General features: G+C 45.5%; 28 protein-coding genes and 1 riboswitch. Of the genes, 18 read left to right on the top strand and 10 right to left on the bottom strand.

The window, feature by feature from the left end; translation table 11 throughout:
• The 3 genes from BM210_RS23830 to BM210_RS23820 all read right to left on the bottom strand — a co-directional run.
• Positions 1–257, bottom strand: a 257-nt coding sequence (locus tag BM210_RS23830) for a helix-turn-helix domain-containing protein (protein WP_143101085.1), incomplete at its 3' end; no start/stop codon positions are given.
• A gap of 204 nt (positions 258–461) precedes the next feature.
• Positions 462–2,015 (bottom strand): M56 family metallopeptidase, encoded by a 1,554-nt coding sequence (locus BM210_RS23825; RefSeq protein ID WP_091174302.1) that lies wholly within the window; start codon positions 2,013–2,015, stop codon positions 462–464.
• A gap of 73 nt (positions 2,016–2,088) precedes the next feature.
• The gene (locus BM210_RS23820; protein WP_091174300.1) at positions 2,089–2,469 is read right to left on the bottom strand and encodes a BlaI/MecI/CopY family transcriptional regulator; all 381 of its coding nucleotides are present in this window, start codon (positions 2,467–2,469) and stop codon (positions 2,089–2,091) included.
• Positions 2,470–2,797: 328 nt separating this feature from the next.
• Here BM210_RS23820 and BM210_RS23815 point away from each other — a divergent pair, with 328 nt between their 5' ends.
• The 9 genes from BM210_RS23815 (at position 2,798) to BM210_RS23775 (ending at position 10,035) form a co-directional block, all read left to right on the top strand.
• Positions 2,798–3,352: a class I SAM-dependent methyltransferase gene (locus tag BM210_RS23815; RefSeq protein ID WP_256223973.1), complete on the top strand. Its 555-nt coding sequence runs from the start codon at positions 2,798–2,800 to the stop codon at positions 3,350–3,352.
• Between the two features lie 73 nt (positions 3,353–3,425).
• Positions 3,426–3,534: riboswitch (SAM riboswitch) on the top strand.
• An 86-nt stretch (positions 3,535–3,620) separates the two neighbouring features.
• The gene (locus BM210_RS23810) at positions 3,621–4,097 is read left to right on the top strand and encodes an NUDIX domain-containing protein (protein ID WP_091174296.1); all 477 of its coding nucleotides are present in this window, start codon (positions 3,621–3,623) and stop codon (positions 4,095–4,097) included.
• 104 nt (positions 4,098–4,201) lie between these two features.
• Positions 4,202–5,014 carry a GDSL-type esterase/lipase family protein gene (locus BM210_RS23805; protein WP_091174294.1) on the top strand — a complete coding sequence of 271 codons (813 nt, stop codon included), beginning with the start codon at positions 4,202–4,204 and terminating at the stop codon, positions 5,012–5,014.
• Between the two features lie 11 nt (positions 5,015–5,025).
• Complete coding sequence (locus BM210_RS23800) at positions 5,026–5,937, top strand: ABC transporter ATP-binding protein (protein WP_091174291.1); 912 nt, start codon at positions 5,026–5,028, stop codon at positions 5,935–5,937.
• On the top strand, positions 5,930–6,910 hold the full coding sequence (locus BM210_RS23795; protein ID WP_091174289.1) for an ABC transporter permease: 981 nt from the start codon (positions 5,930–5,932) through the stop codon (positions 6,908–6,910). The genes BM210_RS23800 and BM210_RS23795 overlap by 8 nt, the downstream gene beginning before the upstream one ends.
• A gap of 257 nt (positions 6,911–7,167) precedes the next feature.
• Complete coding sequence (locus BM210_RS23790; RefSeq protein ID WP_091174286.1) at positions 7,168–7,611, top strand: MarR family winged helix-turn-helix transcriptional regulator; 444 nt, start codon at positions 7,168–7,170, stop codon at positions 7,609–7,611.
• Positions 7,612–7,785: 174 nt separating this feature from the next.
• Entirely contained in the window at positions 7,786–8,412 is a 627-nt protein-coding gene (locus BM210_RS23785) for a nitroreductase family protein (protein WP_091174282.1), read from the top strand.
• 58 nt (positions 8,413–8,470) lie between these two features.
• The gene (locus BM210_RS23780) at positions 8,471–9,418 is read left to right on the top strand and encodes a ring-cleaving dioxygenase (protein WP_091174343.1); all 948 of its coding nucleotides are present in this window, start codon (positions 8,471–8,473) and stop codon (positions 9,416–9,418) included.
• Entirely contained in the window at positions 9,418–10,035 is a 618-nt protein-coding gene (locus BM210_RS23775) for an alpha/beta hydrolase (RefSeq protein WP_091174280.1), read from the top strand. Before BM210_RS23780 ends, BM210_RS23775 begins: the two co-directional genes overlap by 1 nt.
• A gap of 136 nt (positions 10,036–10,171) precedes the next feature.
• On the opposite strand, the gene BM210_RS23770 is transcribed toward BM210_RS23775, so the two are convergent.
• Positions 10,172–10,882 (bottom strand): TetR/AcrR family transcriptional regulator, encoded by a 711-nt coding sequence (locus BM210_RS23770; RefSeq protein ID WP_091174277.1) that lies wholly within the window; start codon positions 10,880–10,882, stop codon positions 10,172–10,174.
• A gap of 270 nt (positions 10,883–11,152) precedes the next feature.
• Between BM210_RS23770 and BM210_RS23765 the strand changes: the two genes are divergently transcribed.
• Genes BM210_RS23765 through BM210_RS23755 form a run of 3 tightly spaced genes read left to right on the top strand, consistent with a single transcriptional unit; the run spans position 11,153 to position 14,511 of the window.
• The gene (locus tag BM210_RS23765; RefSeq protein WP_091174275.1) at positions 11,153–11,866 is read left to right on the top strand and encodes a polyphosphate polymerase domain-containing protein; all 714 of its coding nucleotides are present in this window, start codon (positions 11,153–11,155) and stop codon (positions 11,864–11,866) included.
• A 2-nt stretch (positions 11,867–11,868) separates the two neighbouring features.
• Entirely contained in the window at positions 11,869–12,609 is a 741-nt protein-coding gene (locus BM210_RS23760; protein ID WP_371263529.1) for a DUF4956 domain-containing protein, read from the top strand.
• 30 nt (positions 12,610–12,639) lie between these two features.
• A complete protein-coding gene (locus BM210_RS23755; protein WP_091174272.1) occupies positions 12,640–14,511 on the top strand; it encodes a CotH kinase family protein in 1,872 nt (623 codons plus the stop codon).
• Between the two features lie 81 nt (positions 14,512–14,592).
• On the opposite strand, the gene gdhA is transcribed toward BM210_RS23755, so the two are convergent.
• Complete coding sequence (gene gdhA, locus BM210_RS23750) at positions 14,593–15,969, bottom strand: NADP-specific glutamate dehydrogenase (RefSeq protein ID WP_371263530.1); 1,377 nt, start codon at positions 15,967–15,969, stop codon at positions 14,593–14,595.
• 659 nt (positions 15,970–16,628) lie between these two features.
• Here gdhA and BM210_RS23745 point away from each other — a divergent pair.
• Positions 16,629–17,651 (top strand): Delta(5) desaturase DesA, encoded by a 1,023-nt coding sequence (locus BM210_RS23745; protein ID WP_091174266.1) that lies wholly within the window; start codon positions 16,629–16,631, stop codon positions 17,649–17,651.
• A gap of 85 nt (positions 17,652–17,736) precedes the next feature.
• On the opposite strand, the gene BM210_RS23740 is transcribed toward BM210_RS23745, so the two are convergent.
• Complete coding sequence (locus BM210_RS23740) at positions 17,737–19,197, bottom strand: alpha-amylase (RefSeq protein WP_091174264.1); 1,461 nt, start codon at positions 19,195–19,197, stop codon at positions 17,737–17,739.
• A 111-nt stretch (positions 19,198–19,308) separates the two neighbouring features.
• The gene (locus BM210_RS23735) at positions 19,309–20,187 is read right to left on the bottom strand and encodes a cidABC operon transcriptional activator CidR (protein WP_091174261.1); all 879 of its coding nucleotides are present in this window, start codon (positions 20,185–20,187) and stop codon (positions 19,309–19,311) included.
• 104 nt (positions 20,188–20,291) lie between these two features.
• Between BM210_RS23735 and BM210_RS23730 the strand changes: the two genes are divergently transcribed.
• Positions 20,292–20,663: a CidA/LrgA family holin-like protein gene (locus BM210_RS23730; RefSeq protein WP_371263528.1), complete on the top strand. Its 372-nt coding sequence runs from the start codon at positions 20,292–20,294 to the stop codon at positions 20,661–20,663.
• Complete coding sequence (locus tag BM210_RS23725; protein ID WP_091174257.1) at positions 20,663–21,346, top strand: LrgB family protein; 684 nt, start codon at positions 20,663–20,665, stop codon at positions 21,344–21,346. The genes BM210_RS23730 and BM210_RS23725 overlap by 1 nt, the downstream gene beginning before the upstream one ends.
• A 241-nt stretch (positions 21,347–21,587) precedes the next feature.
• Here BM210_RS23725 and BM210_RS23720 read toward each other — a convergent pair whose 3' ends face one another.
• From BM210_RS23720 to BM210_RS23710, 3 genes are all read right to left on the bottom strand, one after another.
• On the bottom strand, positions 21,588–22,073 hold the full coding sequence (locus tag BM210_RS23720; RefSeq protein WP_091174256.1) for a DUF6530 family protein: 486 nt from the start codon (positions 22,071–22,073) through the stop codon (positions 21,588–21,590).
• Positions 22,074–22,093: 20 nt separating this feature from the next.
• On the bottom strand, positions 22,094–23,338 hold the full coding sequence (locus tag BM210_RS23715; RefSeq protein WP_091174254.1) for an MFS transporter: 1,245 nt from the start codon (positions 23,336–23,338) through the stop codon (positions 22,094–22,096).
• Between the two features lie 882 nt (positions 23,339–24,220).
• Entirely contained in the window at positions 24,221–24,667 is a 447-nt protein-coding gene (locus tag BM210_RS23710) for a GreA/GreB family elongation factor (RefSeq protein ID WP_091174251.1), read from the bottom strand.
• A 376-nt stretch (positions 24,668–25,043) separates the two neighbouring features.
• Here BM210_RS23710 and BM210_RS23705 point away from each other — a divergent pair, with 376 nt between their 5' ends.
• From BM210_RS23705 to BM210_RS23695, 3 genes are all read left to right on the top strand, one after another.
• Positions 25,044–25,247, top strand: a complete 204-nt coding sequence (locus BM210_RS23705) for a sporulation protein Cse60 (RefSeq protein ID WP_091174248.1) — start codon at positions 25,044–25,046, stop codon at positions 25,245–25,247.
• A gap of 260 nt (positions 25,248–25,507) precedes the next feature.
• On the top strand, positions 25,508–25,759 hold the full coding sequence (locus BM210_RS23700) for a cold-inducible protein YdjO-related protein (protein ID WP_256223972.1): 252 nt from the start codon (positions 25,508–25,510) through the stop codon (positions 25,757–25,759).
• Between the two features lie 166 nt (positions 25,760–25,925).
• Positions 25,926–26,510, top strand: coding sequence for a GNAT family N-acetyltransferase (locus tag BM210_RS23695; RefSeq protein ID WP_091174246.1), 585 nt, complete (start codon positions 25,926–25,928; stop codon positions 26,508–26,510).
• Positions 26,511–26,587 lie beyond the last annotated feature (77 nt).

Genomic DNA, 26,587 nt, shown 5'->3' with positions numbered 1-26,587 from the left:
ATAATCTGGTACTGAGATAACTCCCCCTCCAGGTAATCCTTCACTGCTTGAAGCTTCAGTTCAACGGAATAGGTACGGTTTCCCTTTTGAACCTCTAATCCTTCGATGCCATAGACTTCATAACGGCGTCGCCACTTAACCAAGGTTGTCTTTGATATTCCATATTTGTACGTAGCAGCCATGATGCCAAGTTCACCACGTTCAATCTCTTCGATAATGGCGAGTTTCTCTGTCGCCTGAAATGGTTCCCCAGACATAAAAATGCTCCCCTCATAGCATCAGGTTTTTAATATTTCACCTGTCTACTATTTGGGGAGCATATCATTCGCGGCAGCCTGGAAGAACGTCGTTTCGACAATAAAGGCAAATATGTTGCTGCGGTAGCCACAGCCCCGAGTAAAAGGTTCTCTGCACTTAATTCGGCTGAGATGTAAACCACTGTCGTATTCGCTGTGGAGAGATTAGTTAACAGATGTAGCCGATGGTTCCTGAACAACGGCAGGGAAGAGTTTCGAAGTGTCTTCAGCCAATACCGGCTGCCTTACAGAAGGTGCTGGTTTCGAAGTGTCTTCAGCCAATACCGGCTGCCTTACGGAAGGTGCTGGTTTTGGTGTGTCTTCAGCCAATACCGGCTGCCTTACGGAAGGTGCTGGTCTTGGTGTGTCTTCAGCCAATACTGGCTGCCTTACGGAAGGTGCCGCTCTCGGAGTGTCTTCTACCAATATCGGCTGCTTTACGGAAGGTGCCACTCTTGGTTTGTCATCTGATACGGTTGGCTGCTCTTTTACGGAAGCGAACAGTCTCGTCTTGTCATCAGAAGCAGATGGCGCTGGCTGCGGTTCGTTGGCTGCCGTCGGTGTTGGCGAAGCCTCGGATGCCATTGATTGAGCCCCTACGGAAGCGCTTGTTCCCGGCTTCTCTTCGGAAGCAGTTGTATTCGATTGAACGGAAGCCGTTTGTTTCGTTATTTCTTCGGAGATGGTTGAACTCGGCAATTGTTCAGAGGTCTGACTGCCCTTGGGATTCGTTAGCGCACATCCACTTATGAAGAGTAAGGCTGCCATTCCAAGGAAGGACCAACGATACGAATTGGATTTAAACTGTTTGATCATTTGTATTCTCCTTTGCAGCTGTACTTTGCTGCCTGTTAGATTTACATTCCCTGCTGCTTGAACTGGCTGCGAGAAATTTTCCAGCAATTTGATAAGTGTATATCCATATTCCTGACTTTTGTCAGGAGCAAGGCAGCTAAGCGCAAGAGCGTCACATGCGATTTCCTGATCTTCCCGCATCCGTCGATAAGCGTACCAAAGAACCGGATTAAACCAATGAATCATTAGCAAAATATGCATGAACCAATTGACTCCAATATCATTTCGTTTGCTATGAGCCAATTCATGCAGAAACACATGCTGCAATTGATCGTCATTCAAACTGCTTATTAGTGTTTGAGGCATGATCAATTGGGGATTCACAAACCCCAAAAGAGTCGGTGTTGCCAAACTGCGCGATTCAACAAGTGCAATGGATCTATGGATGGACATCATTTTTTTACATTGATTGAAAAGCCTTATGACTCTTGCATCGGTTATCGTAACCGTCTCTTTGTCCATTTGTTGGGCAAATCTCCTGTTAACTCGGAACGTGTATACCCCCAATAAGCACACACCAACCAGCCATATAACGAATACATGCCGATAAACCATTTGGATAGCTGTTTCCGCTGTTTCCGGTACAGCCTGAATCAGCATTTCCTCTGGATTCACTTGTACAGCCGAGTGAACGGAACCCGTATAACCGATCCAATTATAAATACTGAATTCGCTCTCTGGGCCCCATGGCAGCATTAATCGTACTATAACCAACAGCCACATTAAGTAATGCCACCTTGGTTTCAAACGATGCTTAAGTACGCGCTGCATCACAATAATCAGCACTACCAAAACACTAGCCATGATCGAGACAGACCAAACCCAATCAAACAGATGAATAAGTTGTTCTGTTATTCGGCTCACAGTCACCCTTCCCTTTCCTTAATCGATTCTGATGAGATAACGGTAGTCGGAGTGAGACAAGCTCGTACATTCATCATTTTGTTTTATCATCAAGGATGCTTTTCAATTCTTTAATTTCTTCAGGAGATAGCTTTTCTTCTTTCAAAAAGTTAACCAGCATCGGTTTAAATGCGCCTCCGTAAATCCTTTTTAGGAAGGATTCGGTTTCGTACCTTACACATTCGTCCTCAGACACTAACGGGAAATAGGCATACACTCTGTTTTCCTGTGAATAAGAAATGGCTTGCTTTTGGGCTAGTCGGTTTAAAAGCGTTCTTACGGTTTTTGGTTTCCAATCGGTTTGATGTTCTAAGGCCTCAATCACTTCGTTTGCTGTACAAGGTGTCTTGGCCCTGGCCCAGAGAACTTTCATGACTTCCCATTCGGCATCGGATATATGGGGGACACTTTTCATTGGTTTACCTCCGATTTATTTTGGATTACATATGTAGTACAATTGCTATATTACAGTTGTAATCAACGATTGTCAAATGCTTTTTAATAACGAAAAAAGCTGTTCTCCTCTTAAATAGCAGAGATAGCTGTACAATCGCTATGACCAGAGCCTCGATAAATGATCTACACGGCGTATTTTTAAATAGGGAAATAGTGATAAAATAGACCTGTACGAAATACAATCATAGCCTGAAAAAGCAAAGTGATGTGGGTGTGTGACCGCATGTAGGAGTATTGTTATTCTCGCCCTTTGTTGATCCATAGCCAAAGAAAGGTGGGGAAGCAAAGTGGTTCCATTGTATCAAATGGGGTCTGTTGTGCTAATAGCTGTCATGCTTCTGGTGATGCTATTCATTATAGTATCCAGTTTATTGAACGGGATTTCGCCGATGCCTTCATCGCTTCAAGTCTGTCGCACCGTAGCCGCCGAAATCAATCGGGTTCCCAGACGGGGGTCGATGGTTGAAGCTGGCTCAGGCTGGGGGACTCTTGCCCTGCATCTGGTTAAGCACTGTCCTGGCTGGCAGCTGAACGGCATCGAAAATTCGCTCATTCCGCTTTGGAGCTCGCGGCTGATCAGCCGTTTGTTTGCCCGAGACAGAAACAGTTTGAAATTTACCTATGGGGACATTTATCGGTATTCCTATGATCATACAGATCTGGTGGTCTGCTATTTATACCCCGGAGCAATGAAACGATTGAGTCCCATACTCCAGAAGCAGCTGCCCCCGGGAGCGATGGTCATTAGTGTCTGCTTCGCGATGCCTGACTGGCAGCCCGAACGTATTATCACCTGTAAGGATCTATATCGAACCAAGGTTTATGTTTACAGCCGCAAGTAGAAGCTCCAGTGAGTATTCGATCTCGACATCACGAAGATAAGCTGATATTGTAAAAAATAACAATTGCATATAGCTCTTATCCAGAGTTCGGTGGAGGGACTGGCCCTATGAAACCGCGGCAACCGACTTGCTACAAGCACGGTGCAAATTCCTGCAGAGGTTACACTTTGCAAAGATGAGAGGGAGAAGCACAGTAAGTGTCTGACTGCAGAACCCCCTTTCATAGGGGGTTTTTGTTGATTTTGAACTATTTTAGGGGGAGATTCATATGACAATAAGAACGAGAGTTGCCTGTGTGGCTGTCAGTAATGGAAACATTGTACTCATGGATAAACGGATTCCGAGCTATTTTAATTACCAACAATTAACACCCCCGGGCGGCGGGGTCGAACTACATGAGACTTTGGAGGATGCTTGCATCAGAGAGATGGATGAAGAAACCGGATTAATTATTGAGAAACCGATTTTAAGAGGGATTGTCTCCTATATAAATCATGCCAATCAGGATCATGCTTTGACCGCTTTCTTTGTAACGCATCATGTGCAAGGGGAGTTGATGACGAAGGAGCCTGAGAAGCATATCCCACGCTGGGTGGCACTAACCGAGCTTAAGCTTAACGGTCGCGTGCCCGAGTACTATCAAGAATGTATTCGCATCCTGCTGTACGAGCCTGCATTTCTCAATGCTAGATTCGAGTGGAATAAACCTGGGATGAATGACAAGTTTACGTGGACGATTATGTAATGGAGCTAATTCCCTGGCTCAACTTTCAGCTGGCTTTCAGCTTAATATGTTATGTTCAAAGTATTATACAATCGTAAGCAGCGGAGGGTGGGAGCGGGCCACAGATGAGGGAAAAAGCGATTCGATGGACGATGGTCATTGGCTTGGTATCGGGGCTATTATGGGTAGGTGGACTTGTATTTGCCTTGCAGGATTATTTCACAGGCGCAGCAGCATCCGTGCAGACGCTAGCACCTACAGCTCAGCAAGCAGCTGCCGTTCCCGTATTAGCGCCAGCTCCTGTCGCAGTCAAGGAGGGCAGCTTCCGAGTGCTTGCGCTTGGCGACTCTTTGACCAAGGGGACGGGAGACACCGAGCGGAAGGGATATGTCGGACATGCGGTAGCGGATATGAAAGCCAAGTCAGGCAAAGAAATTGTACTGGAAAATCTCGGGGTAGATGGACAAACCTCCACTCAATTGGCGGCGTCACTCGGACAAGCTGACATTCAGGCACAGGTCAAGGCGGCAGATATTATTTTCATCAGCATAGGTGGAAACGATCTGTTCCGCGGAGGACAGGCAATGGGCGATTTGTCCCCGGCCAAGATCAAAGAGACCGAGGATGCTTACTTGCCTCAGCTCGATGGCATTCTGAAGCAGCTGCGGGACGACAATGCTACCGCGAGGATCTTCCTGATAGGGTTATATAATCCATTCAGCGAATTGAAGGATAGCGCAACAACGACCAAAATTGTGAGGGATTGGAACTATAGATCATCAGAAATTGCAGCCAAGTACACGTTAACCGTGCTGGTGCCGACCTTTGATTTATTTCAATTGAGGGTACAGGATTATTTGGCCAAAGACTTGTTCCATCCGAATGCAGCCGGCTACCGTTTAATCGGGGACCGATTGGCTTCACTAATTACGTGGTAAGGGGTGGGCTTATGGACGAGATTACACTGTCGGTGAAGGGCTTGAGAAAGGTGATTGGCAAGCGGGAAATTATTCAAAGTCTCGACTTTGATCTGAGGCGCGGTGAGGTGTTTGGTTTTCTGGGGCCCAATGGTGCAGGCAAAACGACCACGATTCGAATGCTGGTAGGTCTGATTCGGCCAACAGCAGGGTCGATACAGGTGTGTGGTTATGATCTGCATACCCAATTTCCAGAGGCCATGAGAAATCTGGGCTGTATCGTTGAAAACCCCGAGCTGTACACGTATTTGAGCGGTTGGGCCAATTTGCAATATTTTGCCCGGATGATGGACGGGATTGACGATGCCCGGATAGCGGAAGTGGTAAAGCTGGTCGGACTGAGTGCCAGAATACATGATAAAGTGAAAACCTACTCGCTTGGGATGCGCCAAAGGTTAGGGATTGCGCAAGCGCTGCTAGGTAATCCGAGAGTGCTCATTCTTGATGAGCCGACCAATGGTCTTGATCCTTCAGGTATCAGGGAGATGCGTGAATTCATTCGTTACCTGGCGGAAAAGGAAGGCTTGAGCGTGCTCGTTTCGAGCCATTTGCTGAGCGAAATTCAGCTGATGTGTGATCGAGTCGCGATTATATCGAAGGGCCGGATTGTACGGGTGGACAAGGTACACACCCTATTAGCTCAGCAGGAACGGGTAAGCTGGAGACTGCACCCTTTGGACAAGGGGATTCAGGTGCTGAGTGGGTTAGCCGATTCCGTAGAAACACGTGGAGAACTGCTGATTACCTCTTATAACGAGCAGGAGATCGGACGCTGGAATCAGATCCTGGTGGAGGCGGGAGTGACTGTAACTGAGATCAGCCGCAAGCTGCCCTCGCTGGAGGATCTGTTCATCGAGCTGACAGGGGGACAAGGTATTGACTAATCTGGTGTTTAACGAGATGTTAAAGCTGACCGGCAAAAGAAGGCTGCTGGTGATCACGCTCATCTTGGCAATCCTGATTTCTGTATTTACGTACGCGCAGTATCGTCAAGCGGAGGAAAGCCGTAAACGGTTCGGAGATGTGAATTGGCGCGTTGCGATGGAGCAGCGGATAGCCAGCTGGCAAAATCGGATCACGAGCAGCCGAACGCCGGAGGCTACGCGCAAAGAGCTGGAGATTCGCATGAATCAGCAAAAATATTATTTGGAATACAATGTGAATCCGTCTGAGCCGGGTGCCCCGACCTTTGTTCGAGGTTTTGTGAAGAGCGGTATCAATCTGCTCCTGCCTTTGATGATGATGATCATTGCCGCTGATTTAGTATCTTCCGAGCATAGCGCAGGTACGATGAAGGTGCTGCTCACGCACTCGGTACGCAGATGGCGCATTTTACTAAGCAAATATTTGGCGCTCCTGCTGTCCGTGTCCATGATCATTACGTTGTTCGGCTTGCTGTCAGCCATCATCTCCGGGCTCGTATTCGGATTTAAGGGGTGGGAGGCTCCAGTTCTTACGGGCTTCAAGGTGAGTGGCGGGCAACTGGATGCATCAGGGATGCATCTGATTCCGCAATGGCAATATATTTTGATGGAGCTGGGCTTGGCGTGGTTCGTGTCGGCTGTGGTAGCTACGATTACGTTCATGTTCTCGGTTCTTGTGCGCAGCACTGCGGCAGTCATGGGCATCATGCTGGCATGTCTCATTGCTGGTACGATCCTGAGTACGATGGTCGCTTCGTGGGAGTCGGCTAAATATTTATTTATGGTTAACCTGCAGCTGATCAGCTATCTGGAAGATGCTGCGCCTCCCGTTGAGGGCATGTCACTGGGCTTCTCGCTGCTCGTGCTGCTGATCTGGGGCTCGGCTGCGTTGATCATTTCCTTCGTCTCGTTTACGAGACGGGACGTTTATTAAAGGTTCTGCAGTTGCGCTCGCAGCAACCTCTACAATCGCAACAAATAACCTTACAACTCCACGATTCAGGTGGGGAGCAGGGTTATTTGTGGCGCCGCTTGACTCGGCAACTCCATGATCGCCGCCAGTTTGTTCAAGTCGGTTTGAATTCATCCGTATCGGGCTACATGCAGCTTGACAAATACCTGCAAATAAAGTATCTTTAAATTAAGATTAATAAACAAATCATAACACCACAGAATAAAGAGGTGGGCGCAATGGGAGATTTAAGAAATGATTCGCTGGATCTTTTTATAGCACTTTCCCGAGCCAGTCAGTGGGTGAATGCCCATGCAGACCGGGATATTCGGCTGCGTGGCTTAAACAGGACCGAGTTCGGCGTTCTTGAGCTCTTGTACCATAAAGGATCGCAGGCTATTCAACAAATTGGGAGTAAGGTGCTGATGAGCAGCGGTAATATTACTTACGTTGTCGATAAGCTTGAGAAAAAGAAACTCGTATCACGTAGGGCTTGTACGGAGGATCGTCGTCTCATTTATGCGGAAATCACCGAGGCTGGCAGGGAGTGGATAGAAGAATCGTTTCCCGGTCACACGGAGATCATCGAACAGGCCATGAGCGGATTATCTGCTGAAGAGAAGCAGACTGCAGCTCAATTGCTCAAAAAACTCGGCAAGCATGCGCAGGAAAGCTTTAAGTAGTTATGCAGCTTTCGCAGCTTCTAGACAAGGTTCAATAGCTCTAATTAGATTGTGCGTGGCAGGTAGCAGTATGGCGTGAGCAGCTTACTGCCTGCAGTACTAATATCTTTAAATTAAGAGTCTTTGATTGTTGTTATTTACATAAAGCGACTATAACGAGGAGGCATTATCATAATGAGCGATTTTATAACATTATTGAAAGCACGTAGATCGGCCACAAAATTTATTCCTGGTGTGGAAATTACGGATCAGGAGCTGGATGAAATCTTTAGTCTTGTAAAATTCGCACCATCCGCCTTTAATTTGCAGCATGCTCACTATGTAGTCATTAAGGATTCTGAGATCAAAAATAAAGTGTATGAAGCCGCCTACAAACAATATAAAGTACAAAGCGCCTCCGCAGCTATTGTGGTTTTGGGTAATAAAGAGGCTTATAAGGACGCAGGTAAGATCAATGAGGGACTGCTGCATCTCGGTGTCATTAACCAACAAGAGTACGATATGACCGTCGAATCCGTTCACAGCTTCTATGAAGGTGGTGGCGAAACGTTCAAAAGGGAGGAAGCGATACGCAATGCCGGAATTTCCGCAATGCTGATGATGCTGGTCGCCAAGGAAAAGGGCTGGGATACATGCCCAATGATTGGCTTTGACCCGGAGGCTCTGAGTAAAGTGTTGAATATTCCGGATACGTATGTTCCTGCTTTGCTGATTACGATTGGTAAAGAAGATACCTCGAAGCTGCGGCCGCGCGGCTATCGCAAGCCTGTGGGAGAGTTTGTCAGCTATAACCAATTTTGAATCAAAACAAACAGGCAATAGCATGATAATTCTAAATGAAGTTAAGGAGCTGGAGAAGATGAGTCAACAAACAAAGGGTATTCATCATGTAACCGCATTTGTTAGAGATGCACAACAAACAGTTGATTTTTACGCAGGGGTGCTTGGACTTCGCTTGATCAAGAAGACGATTAATTTTGATGCGCCCGAGGTATACCATCTGTATTTTGGCAATGAGCTGGGAAGCCCAGGCACAATTATTACATTCTTCCCATATGCAGGCTCGCGTAAAGGGCGGATTGGTGGCGGTCAGGTCGGCTATACCACCTATGTTGTTCCGACAGGTACAATGGATTATTGGGAAGCCAGGCTGAAAAGCTTTCAAATCTCAGTAACGAGAGCAGAGAGGTTTGGTGAGGTGTATGTGCAGTTTGCCGATAAAGATGGGCTGCGGCTAGAAATTGTGGAGCGGGAAGCTGGATCGTTAAGCCAGTGGTCAATTGGCGGCATCCCGTCGGATAAGGCGATCAAAGGATTCGGTGGTGCGATTCTGTACAGCATGGCGCCTGAGCAAACCGGCAATCTGCTGGTAGAGGTGATGGGCCTCAAACAAATCGCGCGTAATGAGACTTATACTCGCTATGCTGCAACAGGCGATTTGGGTAACCTTATCGATGTTAACGTCAACCCTATGGAGCTAGGTGCCGGAGGAGCGGGAACTGTTCATCATATCGCTTGGCGCGCCAAGGATGATGCGGATCACGGACTGTGGAGAAGCCATGTTGAGCAGCATGGCTTTCATCCGACACCTATCATAGACCGACAGTATTTTAATGCGATTTATTTCCGCGAAACCGGTGGTATCTTATTCGAGATTGCTACGGATCCGCCGGGCTTTACTCGAGATGAGCAGCCGGAAGCACTTGGTGAGAAGCTGATGCTGCCCGAATGGCTGGAAGCGCATCGTTCACAAATTGAAAATAATCTGCCCCCAATACAGGTACGGGCATTGGAGGGAAATATCTAATGAAACATGTATTTCGACAAGGCTCGGATCCAAGCGCACCCGTCATGGTTTTGTTCCATGGTACAGGAGGTACAGAAAACGACTTGCTGCCGTTAGCCCAAAACATTGCGCCTACCTCATCCGTTCTTGGTATCCGGGGCAATGTAACGGAGAATGGAATGAATCGGTATTTCCGCAGGCTGGCCGAGGGTGTATTCGACGAAGCGGATTTAATTCTCCGCACTCAGGAGGTCAACGACTTTCTCGATCTTGCCGCAGCAGAATATGCACTGGATCGCCGTAATTTCGTCGCTATCGGTTATTCCAACGGTGCCAATATCGTGGGCAGTCTGTTGTTTCATGTTCAGGATGCATTCCGCGGAGCGATTCTGCATCATCCTATGGTGCCGCTGCGTGGACTTCAACTGCCAGATTTATCAGCAATTCCTTGCTTCATTGGTGCGGGCAGGAATGATCCGCTTTGTACGCCTCAAGAAACCGAGGAGTTAGAAGAGCTGCTGAGCGGCGCGGGTGCTCCTGTAATCGTTCATTGGGAACATGCAGGTCATCAGCTTACGAAAACCGAGGTTGCTGCTGCTGCAGTATGGTACAAATCGCAATTCATAGAAGGTGAATAAATATCAAAATCCGTTCCGAATAGGGAACGGATTTTTTTGTGTTCTGCTGATTTTCCGCGATGTGACAGTCAGAAAAAAATACTTATTCACCTCATAGGAACGAGATTGTAGCCTGCTGGGAGAATGGTCAGTTGTATCATTTTGTATGGTTTTCAGGAGCTGTCCATTCATGTAAGGATGGACTGGGGGTGTGCAGAATACCGTTCATAATAATCTCAAGCCCCCATTTAAAGCGAGTCTCGCCACCCGAGAAAAGTGGGGTCTTCAGATTAAAGATGTGAGGAAATTTTACAGAATCTAAAGAATTAATGATGTTTGCAAGGGGGTCCATACCGATCCCATTGTGATCTCGCGAGCTTTGCTCGAATGCCACAGACGTCGCATACAGAAGCAGTAAATCAACTCCCCATGCAGCGGCGGTAGATTCTAACCCAGCTTCAACAAGAATTCCAAGTATGGTTTCCATGATTTGAAGGTAGTTGGAACCCGACGGAATTGTCGTTTGTGCCAATTCGGCAAGGCCTGGAGATTGATACAAAATGGACAGATACGATTGCAGGAGGTCAAGTAACCTTGTTTTCCAAGGGCCTTCATGTCCAGAAGGTAAAATGACATCGCCTAAGGCAAGGTCCAAAACATAACCATTCAATTCATTCAAATTGGCAACATAAACGTAAAGGGAAGCAGGTCCTGTATCCAGTGCTACAGCCACTTTACGCATACTAAGTCCAGTTAGGCCATCCTTCCTGAGTAGTTCAAGAGCTGTTGTAATAATTGTTTCTTTACTTAAAGGAGCTTTAGCAGGCCGTGAACGACGACTAATAATCGGTTTGTTAGTGTTTGTCATAACTTTATATATAGCACATCGAACATCATTCGTAAATGAACACGTTTATCACTACTTCCTGAGCTCTTCGGTTTGTGTTTACTTCATCCACTCAAGGGATTTGTGTATGGCATTCTCATGTTAGTAGGCACACTTGCACGAATTATTAAGGAATTGTAAACATTCAGTTCGTATTCAGGCGCTGCTTAGAAACAGTTCAGGTAAGCAGGTTAAGATGAGTTTGTAAGCAAGAGAGCTGCACAGGAGTGCTGTTATGGAAAGGGGTGCCACATGAAAAAGCAGCTGAAATATCGCCATGAACTCAAGTTTTTCATCAATCAGCATCAGTTTTACCTGATCCGCCAGCGGCTCAAAGGGTTGATGAGCCAAGACCAAAATGTCGGTATAACAGGAGAATATCATATCCGCAGCCTCTACTTTGATGATGTGAACAATAAAGCGCTTCATGAGAAGCTGGGCGGCATCCGGGATCGGGTCAAGTACCGTATTCGGATTTATAACGTGCAGGACAACGTGATTCATTTTGAGAAAAAAATCAAATTTAACGATTATATCGCCAAAGTGAAAGAACCGATCAGCAGAGAAATGTACGAGGCTATCGTTGCGGGAGATATTGAAGTATTGAATGTACCGGACAAACCTTTATTGATGGAAGTGTATCGGGAGATGAAACACAAGCTGCTGCGCCCCAAAGTGATTGTCGATTATGTACGGGAGCCTTATGTGTGCCCGACCGGTAATGTGCGAATTACATTCGACAAGGAACTTAGGACTGGCCTTCATGGTACAGACATATTCAACAAGGATTTGCAGGCGGTGCGGGCAATTGATGAGAATCTGATCATCTTTGAAGTTAAGTACGATGAATATATTCCTGAATATATCCGGGCTGCCATACAGCTTGAAGGGCTGCATCGGCAATCCGCTTCTAAATATGTGATTTGCCGCAAGTTTTTGAAATTTAATACGTGGGAGGATTATTAATTATGGATGTTGCAATGGCTACAACAACAGAGACGGCTGCTGCCGCTAATACTGCCGGAACGACGGCTACTACTTTTACCAATTTACTAAAAAAGTCTGTCGTCAACAACTTTGTTTCCGATATCAACCTTACCAAAATGATACTTACCTTGGCAGTTGCCTTTTTTATCGGGTTCTTTATTTACCTGCTCTATAAACGGGTATTTAGCGGTGTTCTATATTCGAAGAGCTTCAACATCTCGCTGATCGGCATGACGATGGTAACGGCAATGGTCATTATCGCGGTCAATTCCAATCTGGTTCTGTCACTCGGGATGGTCGGTGCTTTGTCCATCGTTCGTTTCCGTACACCCATTAAAGACCCTACGGATCTGATCTTCTTGTTCTGGGCAGCAGCAGCGGGTATTGTATCCGGGGCAGGCTTCTACACACTGGCTTTTGTCGGTTCGGCTGTCATCGGTGTCATCATGTTTTTGTTTATCAAAAAAACGTCTTTCGAAACTCCCTATTTGCTGGTAATTAACTGCGATGGGGATAACAGTGAGAAGCAAGTCCATACGGCTGTAGAGAAATTAGTGAAAAGATACAACGTAAAGCAAAAGACAGTAACTCATGGCAATATCGAAATTACGCTCGAGCTGCGGCTGAATGATAACGAAGGATCTTTCGTCAACGAGGTTTCGGGAATGAATGGTGTTAAAAATGCCGTTCTAATCAGCTATAGCGGTGACTACGTGTCTTAAATGGAACAACTGGAAAGGAGGTCGTGGAAGATGAAAGCCAAGTGGATGGAGCTGCTGCTGTGTATCATCCTTGTCATCGGATTGGCAGGCTGTATGGCAACAAACAAGTTCACGGGTTCGAGCAGCAGCCCCGTATCTTCGGCAGCAGCTAGCAATCAGCAGAAACAAGCGACAAATGTATTTCCCAAAGATCGTGTGGTTGATGTGAAGATTACAATGGGTGCGGCCGATTTTCAAGATATGCTGGATAACGCCAGCCAGGAGGAATTTAAAACTGCATCCGTGGACTACAATGGACAGCACTTTGACAATGTAGCCATCCGTACCAAGGGCAACCTCAGCTTGAGAAGCGTAGTGAGCTCGGATTCCGATCGGTACAGCTTCAAGATCTCGTTCGATGAATATATATCCAGCCAGCAGCTGGACGGTATAAGTAAAATCAATCTGAACAATAATTACAGTGATGCCTCCTACATGCGTGAGTTTCTAACCTATGAGCTTGCCGAACGATTGGGCTTGCCGACACCTGGATATTCGTTTGTGAATGTCTATGTGAATGGTGAACTCAAAGGCTTTTATTTGGCAGTGGAGCAAATAGGGGAGTCTTATCTGGAACGTAATTTTGGTAATGCATATGGAGCCCTGTATAAAGCTAATGGCGGCAATGGCAGCGAATTGACATGGCTGGAAACGATAGATGCCTATAAAGGACTAGATTTGAAATCGAAGTCCACGAATGGCAACGTCATTCTCGATATGCTCAAGGAGCTGAACACGGGAACAGATTATAGTAAGGTGTTGGATGTCGACGAAGCACTCAAATTTATTGCACTCAATGTGCTGACCGCGAATATGGACAGTTATCTCGGTACCAACAAGCATAATTATTATTTGTATGAGAACAAAGGAGTATTCTCGGTACTTCCATGGGATTACAATATGGCTTTTGGAGGTCTTGGAGGATCAAGCATTTTGATTGATGAGCCGACTCAAGGAACGCTTTCGGAACGGCCCCTCATTGATAAACTGCTCAAAGTTGATGCTAACAAGCAGAAGTACCATCAATTTTTGACGGAAAGCATCCAAGGTTTTTTATCCAATGATGTATTTGCAGCCCGTGTTCAGGAACTGTCACAGTTAATTTCAGGCTACGTGGAAAAAGATCCAACTGCATTTTACACCTATGCTGAATATCAAAAAGGCGTCACGCAGCTGACCACATTCGCCGCTCAGCAGGTCACAACGATTGCCAAGCAGTTGGACGGAACGTCCCCTTCATCGGGAGATGGAAGTGGCAGCGGCGGCGGAATGGGTGGAGGCGGAATGCGTGGCGGCATGGGCGGTAAGCCCGGTGAAGGTGCGGCAAATGTTCAAGATGCCGTTCAAACCTCGCAGACGGATCAGTCGGGTATTGCCGTTCTAGCGTCGCAGCCTGCGCAGATCGCACCAAATGGCCAAGCAGATCAAATTGCTCAAAAAGGACAAGTGGACCCATCGGCACAAACGAACCCAATGGGTCAGGCCAATCCAACTGGCAAATCCAATCAAACTGATCAACCCAATCAATCAAATCAAATTCAACCCAATCAAAATCAGACCAACCAAAATGGACAAACAGGACAAATGGCTAACCGTCAAGGCGGAGCCGGAGGTATGGGCGGAGGACAAGGAGGCCCTCCTGGTGGCATGGGTGGAGGAGGACAAGGAGGCCCTCCTGGTGGCATGGGTGGAGGAGGACAAGGAGGTCCACCTGGTGGAGGCATGGGCGGTGGCCCAGGCGGACAAGTGAACCAGCAGCAGCAGCAGGGTACTGTAACTGAGGCTATAGCTGCTGGCGTGGCCTTCCTGCTGCTGCTGGTATCCTGCATCTTTGTTGCTCGCTATAAACGCAAAAGACTATGAATAGACAAACTACAAAAAAGGACAACCGCTGATGGGTTGTCCTTTTTTGATATAAGTTGTTTTTCTGCCAACATTTACAAATTAGATAATACCTTGGGCAATCATCGTGTCTGCGACTTTAATGAATCCAGCGATATTGGCGCCTACAACGAGGTTGCCAGGATATCCGTATTCTTCAGAAGCTTCAACGGAATTTTTATAAATATTTTTCATGATCACATGAAGCTTGTCATCTACTTCGTGGAAGCTCCATGAATATCTCATACTGTTTTGAGCCATTTCAAGTGCAGATACAGCTACGCCGCCAGCATTGGCTGCTTTAGCGGGTCCGAACAGCACATTAGCCTCCAGGAATACATCGATCGCTTCCAAAGTACATGGCATATTAGCACCTTCGCCAATTGCTTTAACTCCGTAGGCAACCATCGCTTTCGCAGCAGCCTCGTCAATTTCATTTTGCGTTGCGGAAGGAAGAGCGATATCACACGGTATGGACCAAATATTTTCGCAGCCTTCAACGTAAGTAGCTGTTGGGTGCTCCTTCACATATTCGGAAATCCGTTTTCTTTCGACTTCTTTCAATCTACGTACGGTATCAAGCTTGATGCCGTCCTTATCGTAAATATATCCATTAGAATCGCTGCAAGCTACAACCGTAGCACCTAATTGCGTTGCTTTTTGAATCGCATAAATCGCAACGTTACCGGAACCGGAAACAACAACTGTGCTGTCTTCAAAGCTTAATCCCTTGGATTTCAGCATTTCATTAACGAAATAGACCGCACCGTAGCCAGTAGCTTCCGTACGAGCCAAGCTGCCGCCATAAGTCAAGCCTTTACCCGTAAGAACGCCAGCTTCATTGCCGCCGCGGATACGTTTGTATTGACCAAACATAAAGCCGATTTCCCGAGCGCCTACACCGATATCTCCAGCAGGAACGTCAGTGTCGGGTCCGATATATTTACATAGCTCTGTCATAAAGCTTTGGGTAAAACGCATAACTTCGCCATCGGATTTTCCCTTAGGATCGAAGTCGGAACCGCCTTTACCGCCGCCAATTGGCTGACCAGTTAAGGAGTTTTTGAACGTTTGCTCAAAACCAAGGAATTTAATGATACTGGCATTTACGGATGGGTGAAATCTGAGTCCACCTTTGAAAGGCCCGATCGCACTGTTAAATTGCACGCGGAAGCCGCGGTTTACAATAACTTTGCCTTCGTCATTTACCCAAGGCACACGGAATGAAATCATTCGCTCTGGCTCGACGATTCTTTCCAGAACACCATGCTGCATATATTTCGGATGCTTAGCGATGACGGGAATAAGGGATTCAAGAATCTCTTTGACCGCTTGATGAAATTCGCTTTCGTTGGGATTGCGGCTTACGACAGTTTCAAAGACGCTTTGCACATAATTACGTGCAGTTACATCAGCTTCATTCGTGGATTGAACAGTAATCACAGGGTCTAACCACCTTCATCGAGTAATTTCGTAAATTTAAAGACTACAGTGTTTATTTTCACATAATTTGAAGCTCGCGGCAACATTTTTTTGCAAATCGTGTGAAGTATGAGCTCTTTAACCCAGCTGGTTTTGAACTCTGCAGTGCCCGATAACGCAGGAAAACTATAGTCGTGACAACTATTGTAACATTACCATTTGTAAATATATTTGACGAAGCGGTGAAATTAACGGGAGAGTCATTGAAATTATTGGTTATACAAAGAGATTATGACTAATAATTTTGGAGGATTGTATATTGCGCTTACATGCAGTTCGGTTATAATTAGAGATGCTTACTAATGAGATGCCAACTCCGAAGGTCCCCCTCTATGATGGTGAAATACCACTCTAAGATGAAACTCTGTTAACTTCCTAATGGTATTGGAATGAAAAGCGATTGAATTTGCAATGAACGATTTAGGCTTGCAATGCCCAATTATAATGCGTATAATCAAGTTGAAAATGATAATCATTATCAATTGAGTTGCGCTTCAACAATGTACGGCTGTTCGATTTTATATTAAAGAAGTTGAAACTAAGTCTGAGCTTCTTCGTATATGACAACGGGTACACATATATCTACCATGGATTCGAAGAGAGGAAGATTTAATACAATGCTTCATAAGGAACAAGGCAGCTGGCGCAAAGACATCGCACCCTACGAAAGATCGCATCTAAAGCACAGTGTGTGGCAAATCCTGAATACCGTTATTCCTTTTTTCGTCCTTTGGTATCTGGCTTATTTAAGCTTGTCGGTTTCTTATTTGCTTACCTTACCGATAACGATCGTTGCAGGCGGATTTCTCGTACGGGTTTTTATTATTTTTCATGACTGCTGCCATAAATCTTTCTTCAAAAATAAACTGGCTAATGAGATTGTCGGGACGATAACCGGGATTTTGACCAGTGTTCCCTTTCGCCAATGGAGACACACGCACTCCGTTCATCATGCGACCAGTGGTAACCTGGATAAGCGGGGTACAGGAGATATCTGGACGATGACTGTGGATGAATATTTGGCTGCTTCACTGTTGAAGCGGATCATCTACCGGCTGTACCGCAATCCGATAGTGATTCTCGGTATCGGTCCAACATACATTTTTCTGATTGATTACCGTTTTAATCGTAGAAATATTAACATGAAAGAACGGATCAACACGTATATTACCAATATCGGAATATTCGGTTCGGCATTCTTGCTGTGCTGGACATTGGGCTGGGAAACATTTCTGCTCATTCAAGTTCCGATCTTCCTAGTTTCCGGTACGGCTGGCATCTGGATGTTCTATGTTCAGCATCAGTTTGAGGAAACGTACTTTGAGAATAATGACAAATGGGATTATGTAAAAGCGGCTATGCAAGGAAGCTCTTTTTATAATTTACCCAAGGTATTGCACTGGATAACCGGAAATATCGGCTTCCATCATATTCACCATTTGAGCCCGCGTGTGCCTAACTACTATTTGGAAAAGGTCCACAATGTGAATCCAGTATTGCGGGATGTTGAGACGATTACACTGCGCACTAGTCTCCAACTGCTTCGCTTCCGAATCTGGGATGAGCGGGATAAGAAGTTTATCAGCTTCAAGGATATTAAGCATCTGGCTATCAGTCGAAAAGTCGTTGAGGAAATGTAACTCTTACAGCTATCATTACTTTCATAAATATCAACAGGAAGGGCATCCCACAGGGTGCCCTTTTAGTATGTGTTCAACCGATGAATTAACCCGCATCAGCCTGCGCCCATACCGATACACTGCCGCCATTGACTGGAAAGCTTGCGAATCCGTCAGCTCCAATCGTGATTTTATCATCACGCGTGTTGGTAAAGTCAATCCATACTTCGCCTGCTCGCTCCGGCCCAACACACATTCGCTTCTCGCCTTTATCCCCATTGGAGATGACCACTGCACAGCCTGAGCGTTCAATATCCGGAACACCGCGGCGTACCCAGCCAATTGTGTTCGGATGGTCGAAATAGTCCTCCTGCTCCCCGTACGCCTTGTGGTAGCGTGTATACAGCAGGGGATCGATGGCAGCTTTTTTGCCTTCAATTGACGGTTCATCGCCAATGCCGAAATAATCGCCATAAAACACACACGGATAACCGTCCTTACGAAGCAGGATGATCGCGTAAGCGCTTTGCTTAAACCAGTCACCCACCCACGATTCCAATGATTGTCCCGGCTGCGAGTCATGGTTATCGACGAAAGTAACCGCATTTTGAGGATGTGAGGCCACTAATGAGTTCTTAAAAATCGTAGTCAGATTAAAAGCCTTGCCCGCTTGTGCAGCTTCGTTAAAATTATAATGGAGACATACATCGAATAATGAAATCTTGCAATCTACCGTGTCCAAAAATTCCTGACAAGCGCCAGGCTCGGAGTTCCAAAATTCGCCCACTATGTAAAAGTTTTCACCGCGAGCCTTCATGACCTCGGTCACAAAATCCTTAATAAACTCACGACTGATATGTTTAATCGCATCAAGCCTGAACCCGTTGCATTGCAGCGTATCCGCGAGCCACTTGCCCCACTTGATCATCTCTTCCTTGACCTTGGCATGGTTATAGTCGATATTCGCGAACATTAAATAATCATAATTTCCGTACGCATCGTCCACGTGTTCATTCCACTTTTTATTTTCACCGAGGATTCGGTAAATCCCACTCTTATTTTGCTTGGCATCAAAGTCGGTGCCATTGAAATGCTCAAAGGACCACTTGAAATCTGAATATTGATTGCCGCGGCCTGGGAAAGTAAATTTGGTCCAGCCTTCAATATCAAAGGGCTTGGAAATTTCCTCGGTCCGGTTATCTTCTTCCACCTGAATTACCTTAAAAACTTCCTTCTCGTCAGCCCCGGCTTTATGGTTCATCACGAGATCGATGTATACCGCAATTCCGTGCTCCTGACAGGCTTTGATTGCGGCTTCAAGCTCCGCTTTTGATCCGTATTTAGTGCGGACCGTACCCTTCTGATCAAATTCCCCAAGATCGTATAAATCGTACACGCTATATCCCGTATCGTCGACCGATTGGCCTTTAGTTACAGGTGGAATCCATACGGAGTCGATCCCTCTTTCCTTCAGTTCAGGCGCAAGCTTGGACAGGTTTTTCCAATGCTCCCCGTCCGATGCCAAATGCCACTCAAAAAATTGCATCATCGTGTGATTGCGTTCCATTGAGGTTTCCTCCCTATGCTACGTACATATCGATCTTTTAAGAGATTACCCATCCGCATGTTCGGATAAACACGATATAGCAATGAAATCGAGCTTCTTTTTGAATCGGGTCTAAAAAAGACTTTGAGTGAACCGAATCCATTCGCGCGCGGCTAGAGAGAGGTAGCTGTTTTTTCGCCAAATCATGACTAAATGCCAAGGGATTGAGGGCTCGATTAAAGGAATCGCTTTAACATGGGCAGGATCGAGTCTTTTGCAGATGGTTTCCGGTAATAAGGCAATACCGAGATTGGCCGCGGCCATTTCATGGATAAAATCCCACTGCGAGCTTTCATACAACACATGAGGATGGAACCCGCTCCGGACACATTCTGCGATGATCTGATCGTGCAGGGTAAAATCCTTGTGGAATAGGATGAACGTTTCCTGGGCCAATTCCGATAAAGCTACCTCACTTCGCTGTGCGAGTCGATGGGAAGGATGAACGATCAGCTTCAAATTTTCCTGAATAATTAAATGAGTATCGAACAGCTCCTCATTCGTCGGCAGAAGCACGACACCCATATCGAGATGGCCGTTAGCAATTTCGATCTGCAGCTTTTTGGAGCCTTCTTCCACCATTTCTATCGTTAGTCCGGGGTAAAGCTCGCGAAATCGGCTCATGACTTGTGGGAAAAAGCTCGACCCGACCATAGGCGGCAGCCCGATGCGAATATGGCCTTTATGTAAATTCGTCAAATCACTCAGCTCAGACGTGAGGTTATTGAAGGAGCTCACGATATGCTGCGCCTGGGAGAGGATAGCATGCCCGGCGTCTGTTAATTCCACACGTTTGCCAACTCGGGAGAACAGGGTCAGGCTGAGCTCTTCCTCCAGGCTTTTGATCATCTTGCTCAGCGTGGGCTGAGTAATATGCAGCGCATGGGCTGCTTTGGTGAAGCTGTTGTACCGAGCCAGTTCCAATACATATTGCAGCTGCTTGATATCCATCAGTGTATTCTCCTAGCTATAGATAAATGGAATAGTAATCATTCTATATATTCATTTTACCAATGATAGAACTTGAAGTACACTTTAGATGAAAGGAAGGATTCATGATGAGCAAGCTCTTGAAATGTGTGGTTCAGATCGGTTTTTTTATGTTGATTTCGATAGCTATGAATAAACTTGTGGCGCTGCTGCATATACCGATTCCTGGGAGTATTATCGGGATTGTAGTCGTTTTTATAGGATTGCAAACAAAGCTGATCAAGCTGGAGTGGATTGATGCTGGAGCAAGCTGGCTGCTGGCGGAGATGCTGCTTTTTTTTATTCCACCGGCTGTAAGCCTGATTCAATATAAGGAGCTAATGATGTCCAGCGGGCTGCGTATAGTGCTCGTTATGCTGGTCAGCTCCATTGCGGTGATGGTAGGCGCAGGATTTCTGGCGCAATGGATGGTCAAAGACAAAAGGAGAAATGGATGATGCTTACACTCGCAATAGGATGTCTGATCGTAACGATAGCTGTGTATGGGTTGTCCAAAAGGTTGTACCGCTCTTTGCCCAAAGTGTATTTGTCACCGATTCTGCTTACGCCGACTATGGTTATGATTGTGCTGCTGCTTACCGGAACGCCCTATGAAACCTATCATGCGGGTACGGAGTGGCTGAGCGATATGATCGGTCCGGCGACTGTAGCAATGGCCGTACCCTTGTATAAGCATATAGCGATACTAAAAAAGCACGCGCTGACGATTATCGTGAGTGTTTGCTTCGGCTCAAGCCTGGCCATTATATCCTCCGTTTGGCTGGCCAAGGAGCTGCATCTTCAGAATCGAATTATCGACAGTCTGGCTGTGCGCTCCACGACTACACCTATAGCTATGGCTGTGACGGAGATGCTGGGAGGCACACCGGCGATCACGGCGATATTTGTCCTGATGACGGGCTTGTTTGGCATGATAGTGGGTCCGCTGATCATTCGCCTATGCCGGATTGAGCATGAGATTGCTCGGGGTGTGCTTTTCGGCACAAGCGCGCATACAGCAGGTACCTCCAAAGCATTCGAGTTTAGCGTGGTTTCCGGCTCCATCTCCAGTATAGCGATGATTGTGACAGCCTTCTTTACACTTGGTATCGCACCTCTGGTGTTGTTATGGCTGCTGTGATGATATTATCCTTCCGTTTCAGTGAGAAAAAGGCAACCGATTAACTAAACCGGCTGCCTTTTTCTTGGTGATTGTCGTACTCCCATTTTCGTTCGTGTAGTCTTTTCATAAAAATCATATATACCGAGCGATAATCCGAACTAGCTTTGCAGGGAGCTCATTTACAATGGCTTTTTCCAGACAAGCTCTTTTTCTACTTCGGTGAGTTGTCTTGCAGGTGACAAATAATATTCGTTTTCAATCAATTGTAATCCCCCATTTCTTTCAGTAGACGGGACAATACACGAAGTCGTTCTCCAACCAGTTCGCCATCTTCACTAAGAATCTGCGAAAACAGCTTAATATCTTCATCGATCAAAGGATTTTCTGTACAAACGGATACATTCATGGCACCCCCTTGAAGCCCGATACGATCAATCATTGTGTGATCAGGATCATACAGTTTCGGGAAACGATAGGCGTCTTGAAAATATAAGCTGCTTCTACAAATCAAAATGGCAAGGTCAAGAACACGATGCAAAGGCAGCTCTTCTGAATGACCGGACCCTGTTTCTCCACTACATCCCCAGACTTTGGCCGTTATATCAGTTTTCCCATTATCACTCCGCTGAGCCAATCCCAGAGAAAGGCTTTTGGCATCGGTATTTTGGGCGAATCGTCCGTCAATATGCTCATAGCTTTCCGAGACGATAACAGGCTTATATTTTACAGTGGTTTGTATTTTCATTTTCTTTTCCTCTTTTCATTTCATTTTTGGGGCTGCGCCGTAGGCTCCTTTTGTTGGTATGGCAGCTTAAACAGCGGGATGACAAACAGAAGGCCGATGATGAACACAGCGCCTGCAGCTTCGTACACGATAAGAAGTGAAAACTTGTCTTTTACCCATCCTGCTGTGCTCATCGAAATGACCATCATTCCCATGAAAAACGGGTTCAGCACGCCGTTGACGCGGCCGATAAATGACTGCTCCGTATTTTGTAAAATCAGCGTGCTAATACCGATCATGAAGCATGGGAAGAAAAAGCCGATCATGAACTGGGCGACGACCGTGAGCGCTATTGAGGTTGACATCCCCATCGTCGCCAAAGCAATCGCAGCCGCTAGCATGCCGATAGCCAGCAGTCTTTGCGGTGCAACCTTCTTTGATAAGGAAGCGATTAGACCGCCCCCGATCAGCATCGCAGCGCCGTTTACCATCATGAACCATTGTAGATTTTCCTTCGGCAGGTGGAGCCGCTCCGTCAGCAAAAACACGCCGAGCGGCTGTGTTATACCACTTGCGAGTCCGATCGCAGCAAACGTTCCTGCTAAAGCGGTCAATACATATTTGGACTTCACATATTGAACCCCGTCATAGAGCTCCCGCCAAAATCCGGTAGAAGATTTCGCTTGAACCTCGCTACGATCAGCAGGCAGTCGCGTTAGTACGGCAGCGGACAAGAAAAATGCGATTCCCGTCACGACCATCGACGTTTGAATGCCGAACGACTGAAAAACAAGCGTGCCGAATACCGGACCCAATATCATGAAAATCGCTGTATTGGTCTGAAACAGTGCCATTCCTTGCTGAACCTGCTCGGCTGGCACATGCTGCTTGAATAGTTTCATGCTCGAAGGCTGAGAAAACTGAGACAATATCGCCGATACGAGCGTCGCAAAAAATACAGCCTTCCACGACCCGAACAAAAGCGTGGCAAATACAGCAAACACGGAAGTCGCACTCAGCATATCGCACCAAACCATCGTTCGTTTAGGGCGCCATCGGTCTGCGAAAGTCCCACCAATGAAGGAAAACAGAAAGATCGGGGCATATTCCGCTACGGAAATGAGCGAAACCGCGTAAGGGTCATTTCCGGTCTGTTCCATCACAAACAATAAAACCGAAAAGTTTCGTACCCAAATGCCAATTTGTAGCAATATATTGGACAACAAAATCGTCCGGACAAATCGGTTTTGGAAAAGGCTTGATTGGACAGCCTGATTGCCTTTCATTATTCCACACCTCTCTTGTGATAGCCGCTCTTGAACAGTTTCTTCTCGTCTATCCATTTCTTTTCTTTTTTCATATATAAAAAATTCAAACATATAATAAATTTGTTTGATTATACCTAGACATAATAAATTATTGTTTGAAAATAGTCAACAATAAAAACTAGATGTTTGTATATTTTGTCTAGATATTATCTAACTCAGCTTCACTTTTCAGTGCGGCCAAACGGATGTTGTGAAGTTAGAAAAACCCATGGGGGCAACATGTACAGCGCCAACTGTGTCCGCAAAGGGATGCTGACAAACTTGACGGACCTCCCTGAAAAAAAGTGCTGGGCAAACCGCGGGCCGAATTAAGCTGCAACAAAAGGGAATGCTGAAAAAGACCATCCGCAGGAGAATGGCCTTTTTCTTCACATTATTTTTATTAAACTATTTCATACAGATTGGGTTGTCAGAATCTATTTTTTTGATGTCTCAAGAATCGATATATCCTGTAGACAATAAGACCAATCAAACAATAAAGAAATATAGTAAATATGATATTGAATAAGTTGAATGTAAAACCAATGATAAATAAGAACAAAATAATCACTACTATGAAGTTGCTCATTGATTTAATTGTAAGGTAAGTATGGACTTCATTTACTAAAGATAAGGAAAAAATAATGATAACACTCCAACGTACTATCATAAGTGTTTCCTCAGTATGGGGAGACGAATAGTTAGTCCACCATAAGAGAGCTAACATAACCGGAACGAAAAGTATTTCAATAAGTCTGCTCATTCTCTTCCAAGACAGATTCATACACCTCAAATCGGCTTTGATAAATTAAAAGCAGCCTTCTTGAATAGCAAGGCTGCCCGATTAGATACGTTTGACAACTAATTTACATCGCCGCGATTCACATACTTAATGCCTTCGACTTTTACCGAAATGACCCCGGAGGGCACTTCAAGCTGATACGTCTCGTTGACTTGAGACATGAGTAATTGAAATCCCATAGGAGACAAGAACGATATCAGGTTTTGGTTAGGATCGGCATGTTGGGGGAACACAATAGTAAAGGATTCGATCCAATCATCATTTAAATACCGCAGCTCCAATCGGCTTCCGATCAAGGCAACGGAGTTTAGATTTTCCTCGTTCAAATCAGAGATGATTTTTTCAAGAGTTGAAGTATAGACAGATAATATCCGCTCAAACGCACTGCGCTTGTGATTATTTTCAGGATAATAATGATTCAAGAAATTGATTTTTTCATCATCAAAGTAAACAAGCTGATTGATCAACTGCAGTCGTGAACCTACGATCAACGGACTAAGGCTCATAGTAGATTTCGCCTCCTTCACGACTCACGAACCTTCTTGGATGATTACAATCCATTTTCACACAAATCCCTCCCATATAAATAGAGGTCTCCCATACGGAGACCTTTACAGCATTATACCAAGTATTATATGTAAATCCAATCCATTCCTTTTACACAATTCAGTTATGTATTCTGGAGATTCCGTTTCTTAGTTTGACAGTCGTCTAGAAGGGTGCTAAGATAACCTAAAGTGAAGGCATTCCGCAAGTTTGCGGAATGCCTCATTGCATTTTCACACCCCTTTTACATTAAATGTAACCGAATTCAGGTGTGAGCGTGATGAGGTCACTTATCGGAGTGCACATATGTAAAACCATTGAAAAGGAGCTGCTGCAATGATCCAAGTTAAAGAATTTCTCGATACGGATAACTCTTATGCGGAGAACAAAGCAAATGAGTTTTTGGCAGGTTTAAAGGATGATCAATTGATTAACGTTTGTTATGGTTCGGTCATCAAATCAACGCTTTCTGGTGTAGAGCATCAAAGAAGCGCTATTTTGATCGTTTACAAGACGAATGAAAAAAAGCGAGTGACTTAGAAGAGGCCACTCGCTGAATGATGAGGTGGGCTGCTCAATGAAAATGAAGAAATCATTTCTTGACTTTAACAAGTTAAGTAAAGACAAAACGAGAACTTTCTTATTATCAGTATCCATAAGTTCTACTGTAATTCTCGTAGTTTTCGTAATTTATGTTTTCCTTACCGTCTTATTGAAAAAATAATTGTTTTGCAGGAGGCTGGTTTCAATGGAACCCTTAGTGTTATCACACGGAGTACTTGCATCGAGAGTGATCTACAATGGACCATAGTGAAGCATCCAAAGTCGCAGGAACGATGAAATTGCGCAATCCATACCTGCATAAATTTCCTGTGCGTAATGCTGAGTCGGAACTTGAGCAGGTCGATATTTGGAAATGTGGAGACAGCATGTGTACTTGTTGGATGAGGGTCGGAATGACTTTTGAAGAAAGCCCGCTTTGTCCGCTTTGTCAAACCTCCATGATCAAGTCGACCCTACATGCAGCTCCGCTGCAAAAAGTTAACATGTAGCATTTTCAACAAGGAGATCATACCCTGTTTAAGGGAGAGGATCTCCTTTTTCATAAAAGAAACCTTAGAACTCACTAATGGTACAACATAAATTGTATAAATTGGATCTATAGATGAGGCCAATCTCTTGATATGATATAAGAAAATCATGCAGGAGAGTGATCGTTTGTTGGAAAAGGTAGCTTTAACGGGGAAACGGGTCAAGCTGGTTCCGCTTGAGCAAGCACACGTACAAGGTTTATTTGCAGCCGGAAATGATCCACAAATATGGACGTATCTCCCTAGTAAAATGAACGCTTTAGAGCATATGAATGAGCTTGTGCTGGAGGCTCTTGATGCACAGGAAAATGGACTGCAATTACCCTTTACGATTATGGATGTGCAGACCAACGAAATCATAGGATCTACCCGGTTCCTGAACCTCTCGCTGCCCAACAAGAACCTGGAAATAGGCTGGACCTGGTATTCACCTAAAGTATGGCGAACGCACGTAAATACCGAATGTAAGTATTTGCTGCTTCAATATGGGTTTGAGGAGCTTGGGCTGGTTCGTGTTCAATTTCGGGCGGATGCGCGAAATGAAAGGTCCAATAAAGCGATTCTCAGAATTGGAGCCAAGCATGAAGGTACCTTGAGAAAGGATCGTATTCTCCATAACGGATTTATCAGAGATACTCAGCAATACAGTATCATTGAGGCCGAATGGCCGGGGGTTAAAGCAAGTCTGGAAGCTAAGCTCCAGAGAGCATGATGAGTTCGTGATGAATGGTGAAGGCACTTGGACACCCTCTGTGGGTAGCCTAAGTGCCTTTCTGTCTGTATTCACGT

The organism is Paenibacillus sp. 1_12 (assembly GCF_900114475.1).
GTDB lineage: Bacteria > Bacillota > Bacilli > Paenibacillales > NBRC-103111 > Paenibacillus_S.
Note: the sequence above shows the minus strand (reverse complement) of the source record. Positions and strands in the feature narration are given on the sequence as shown.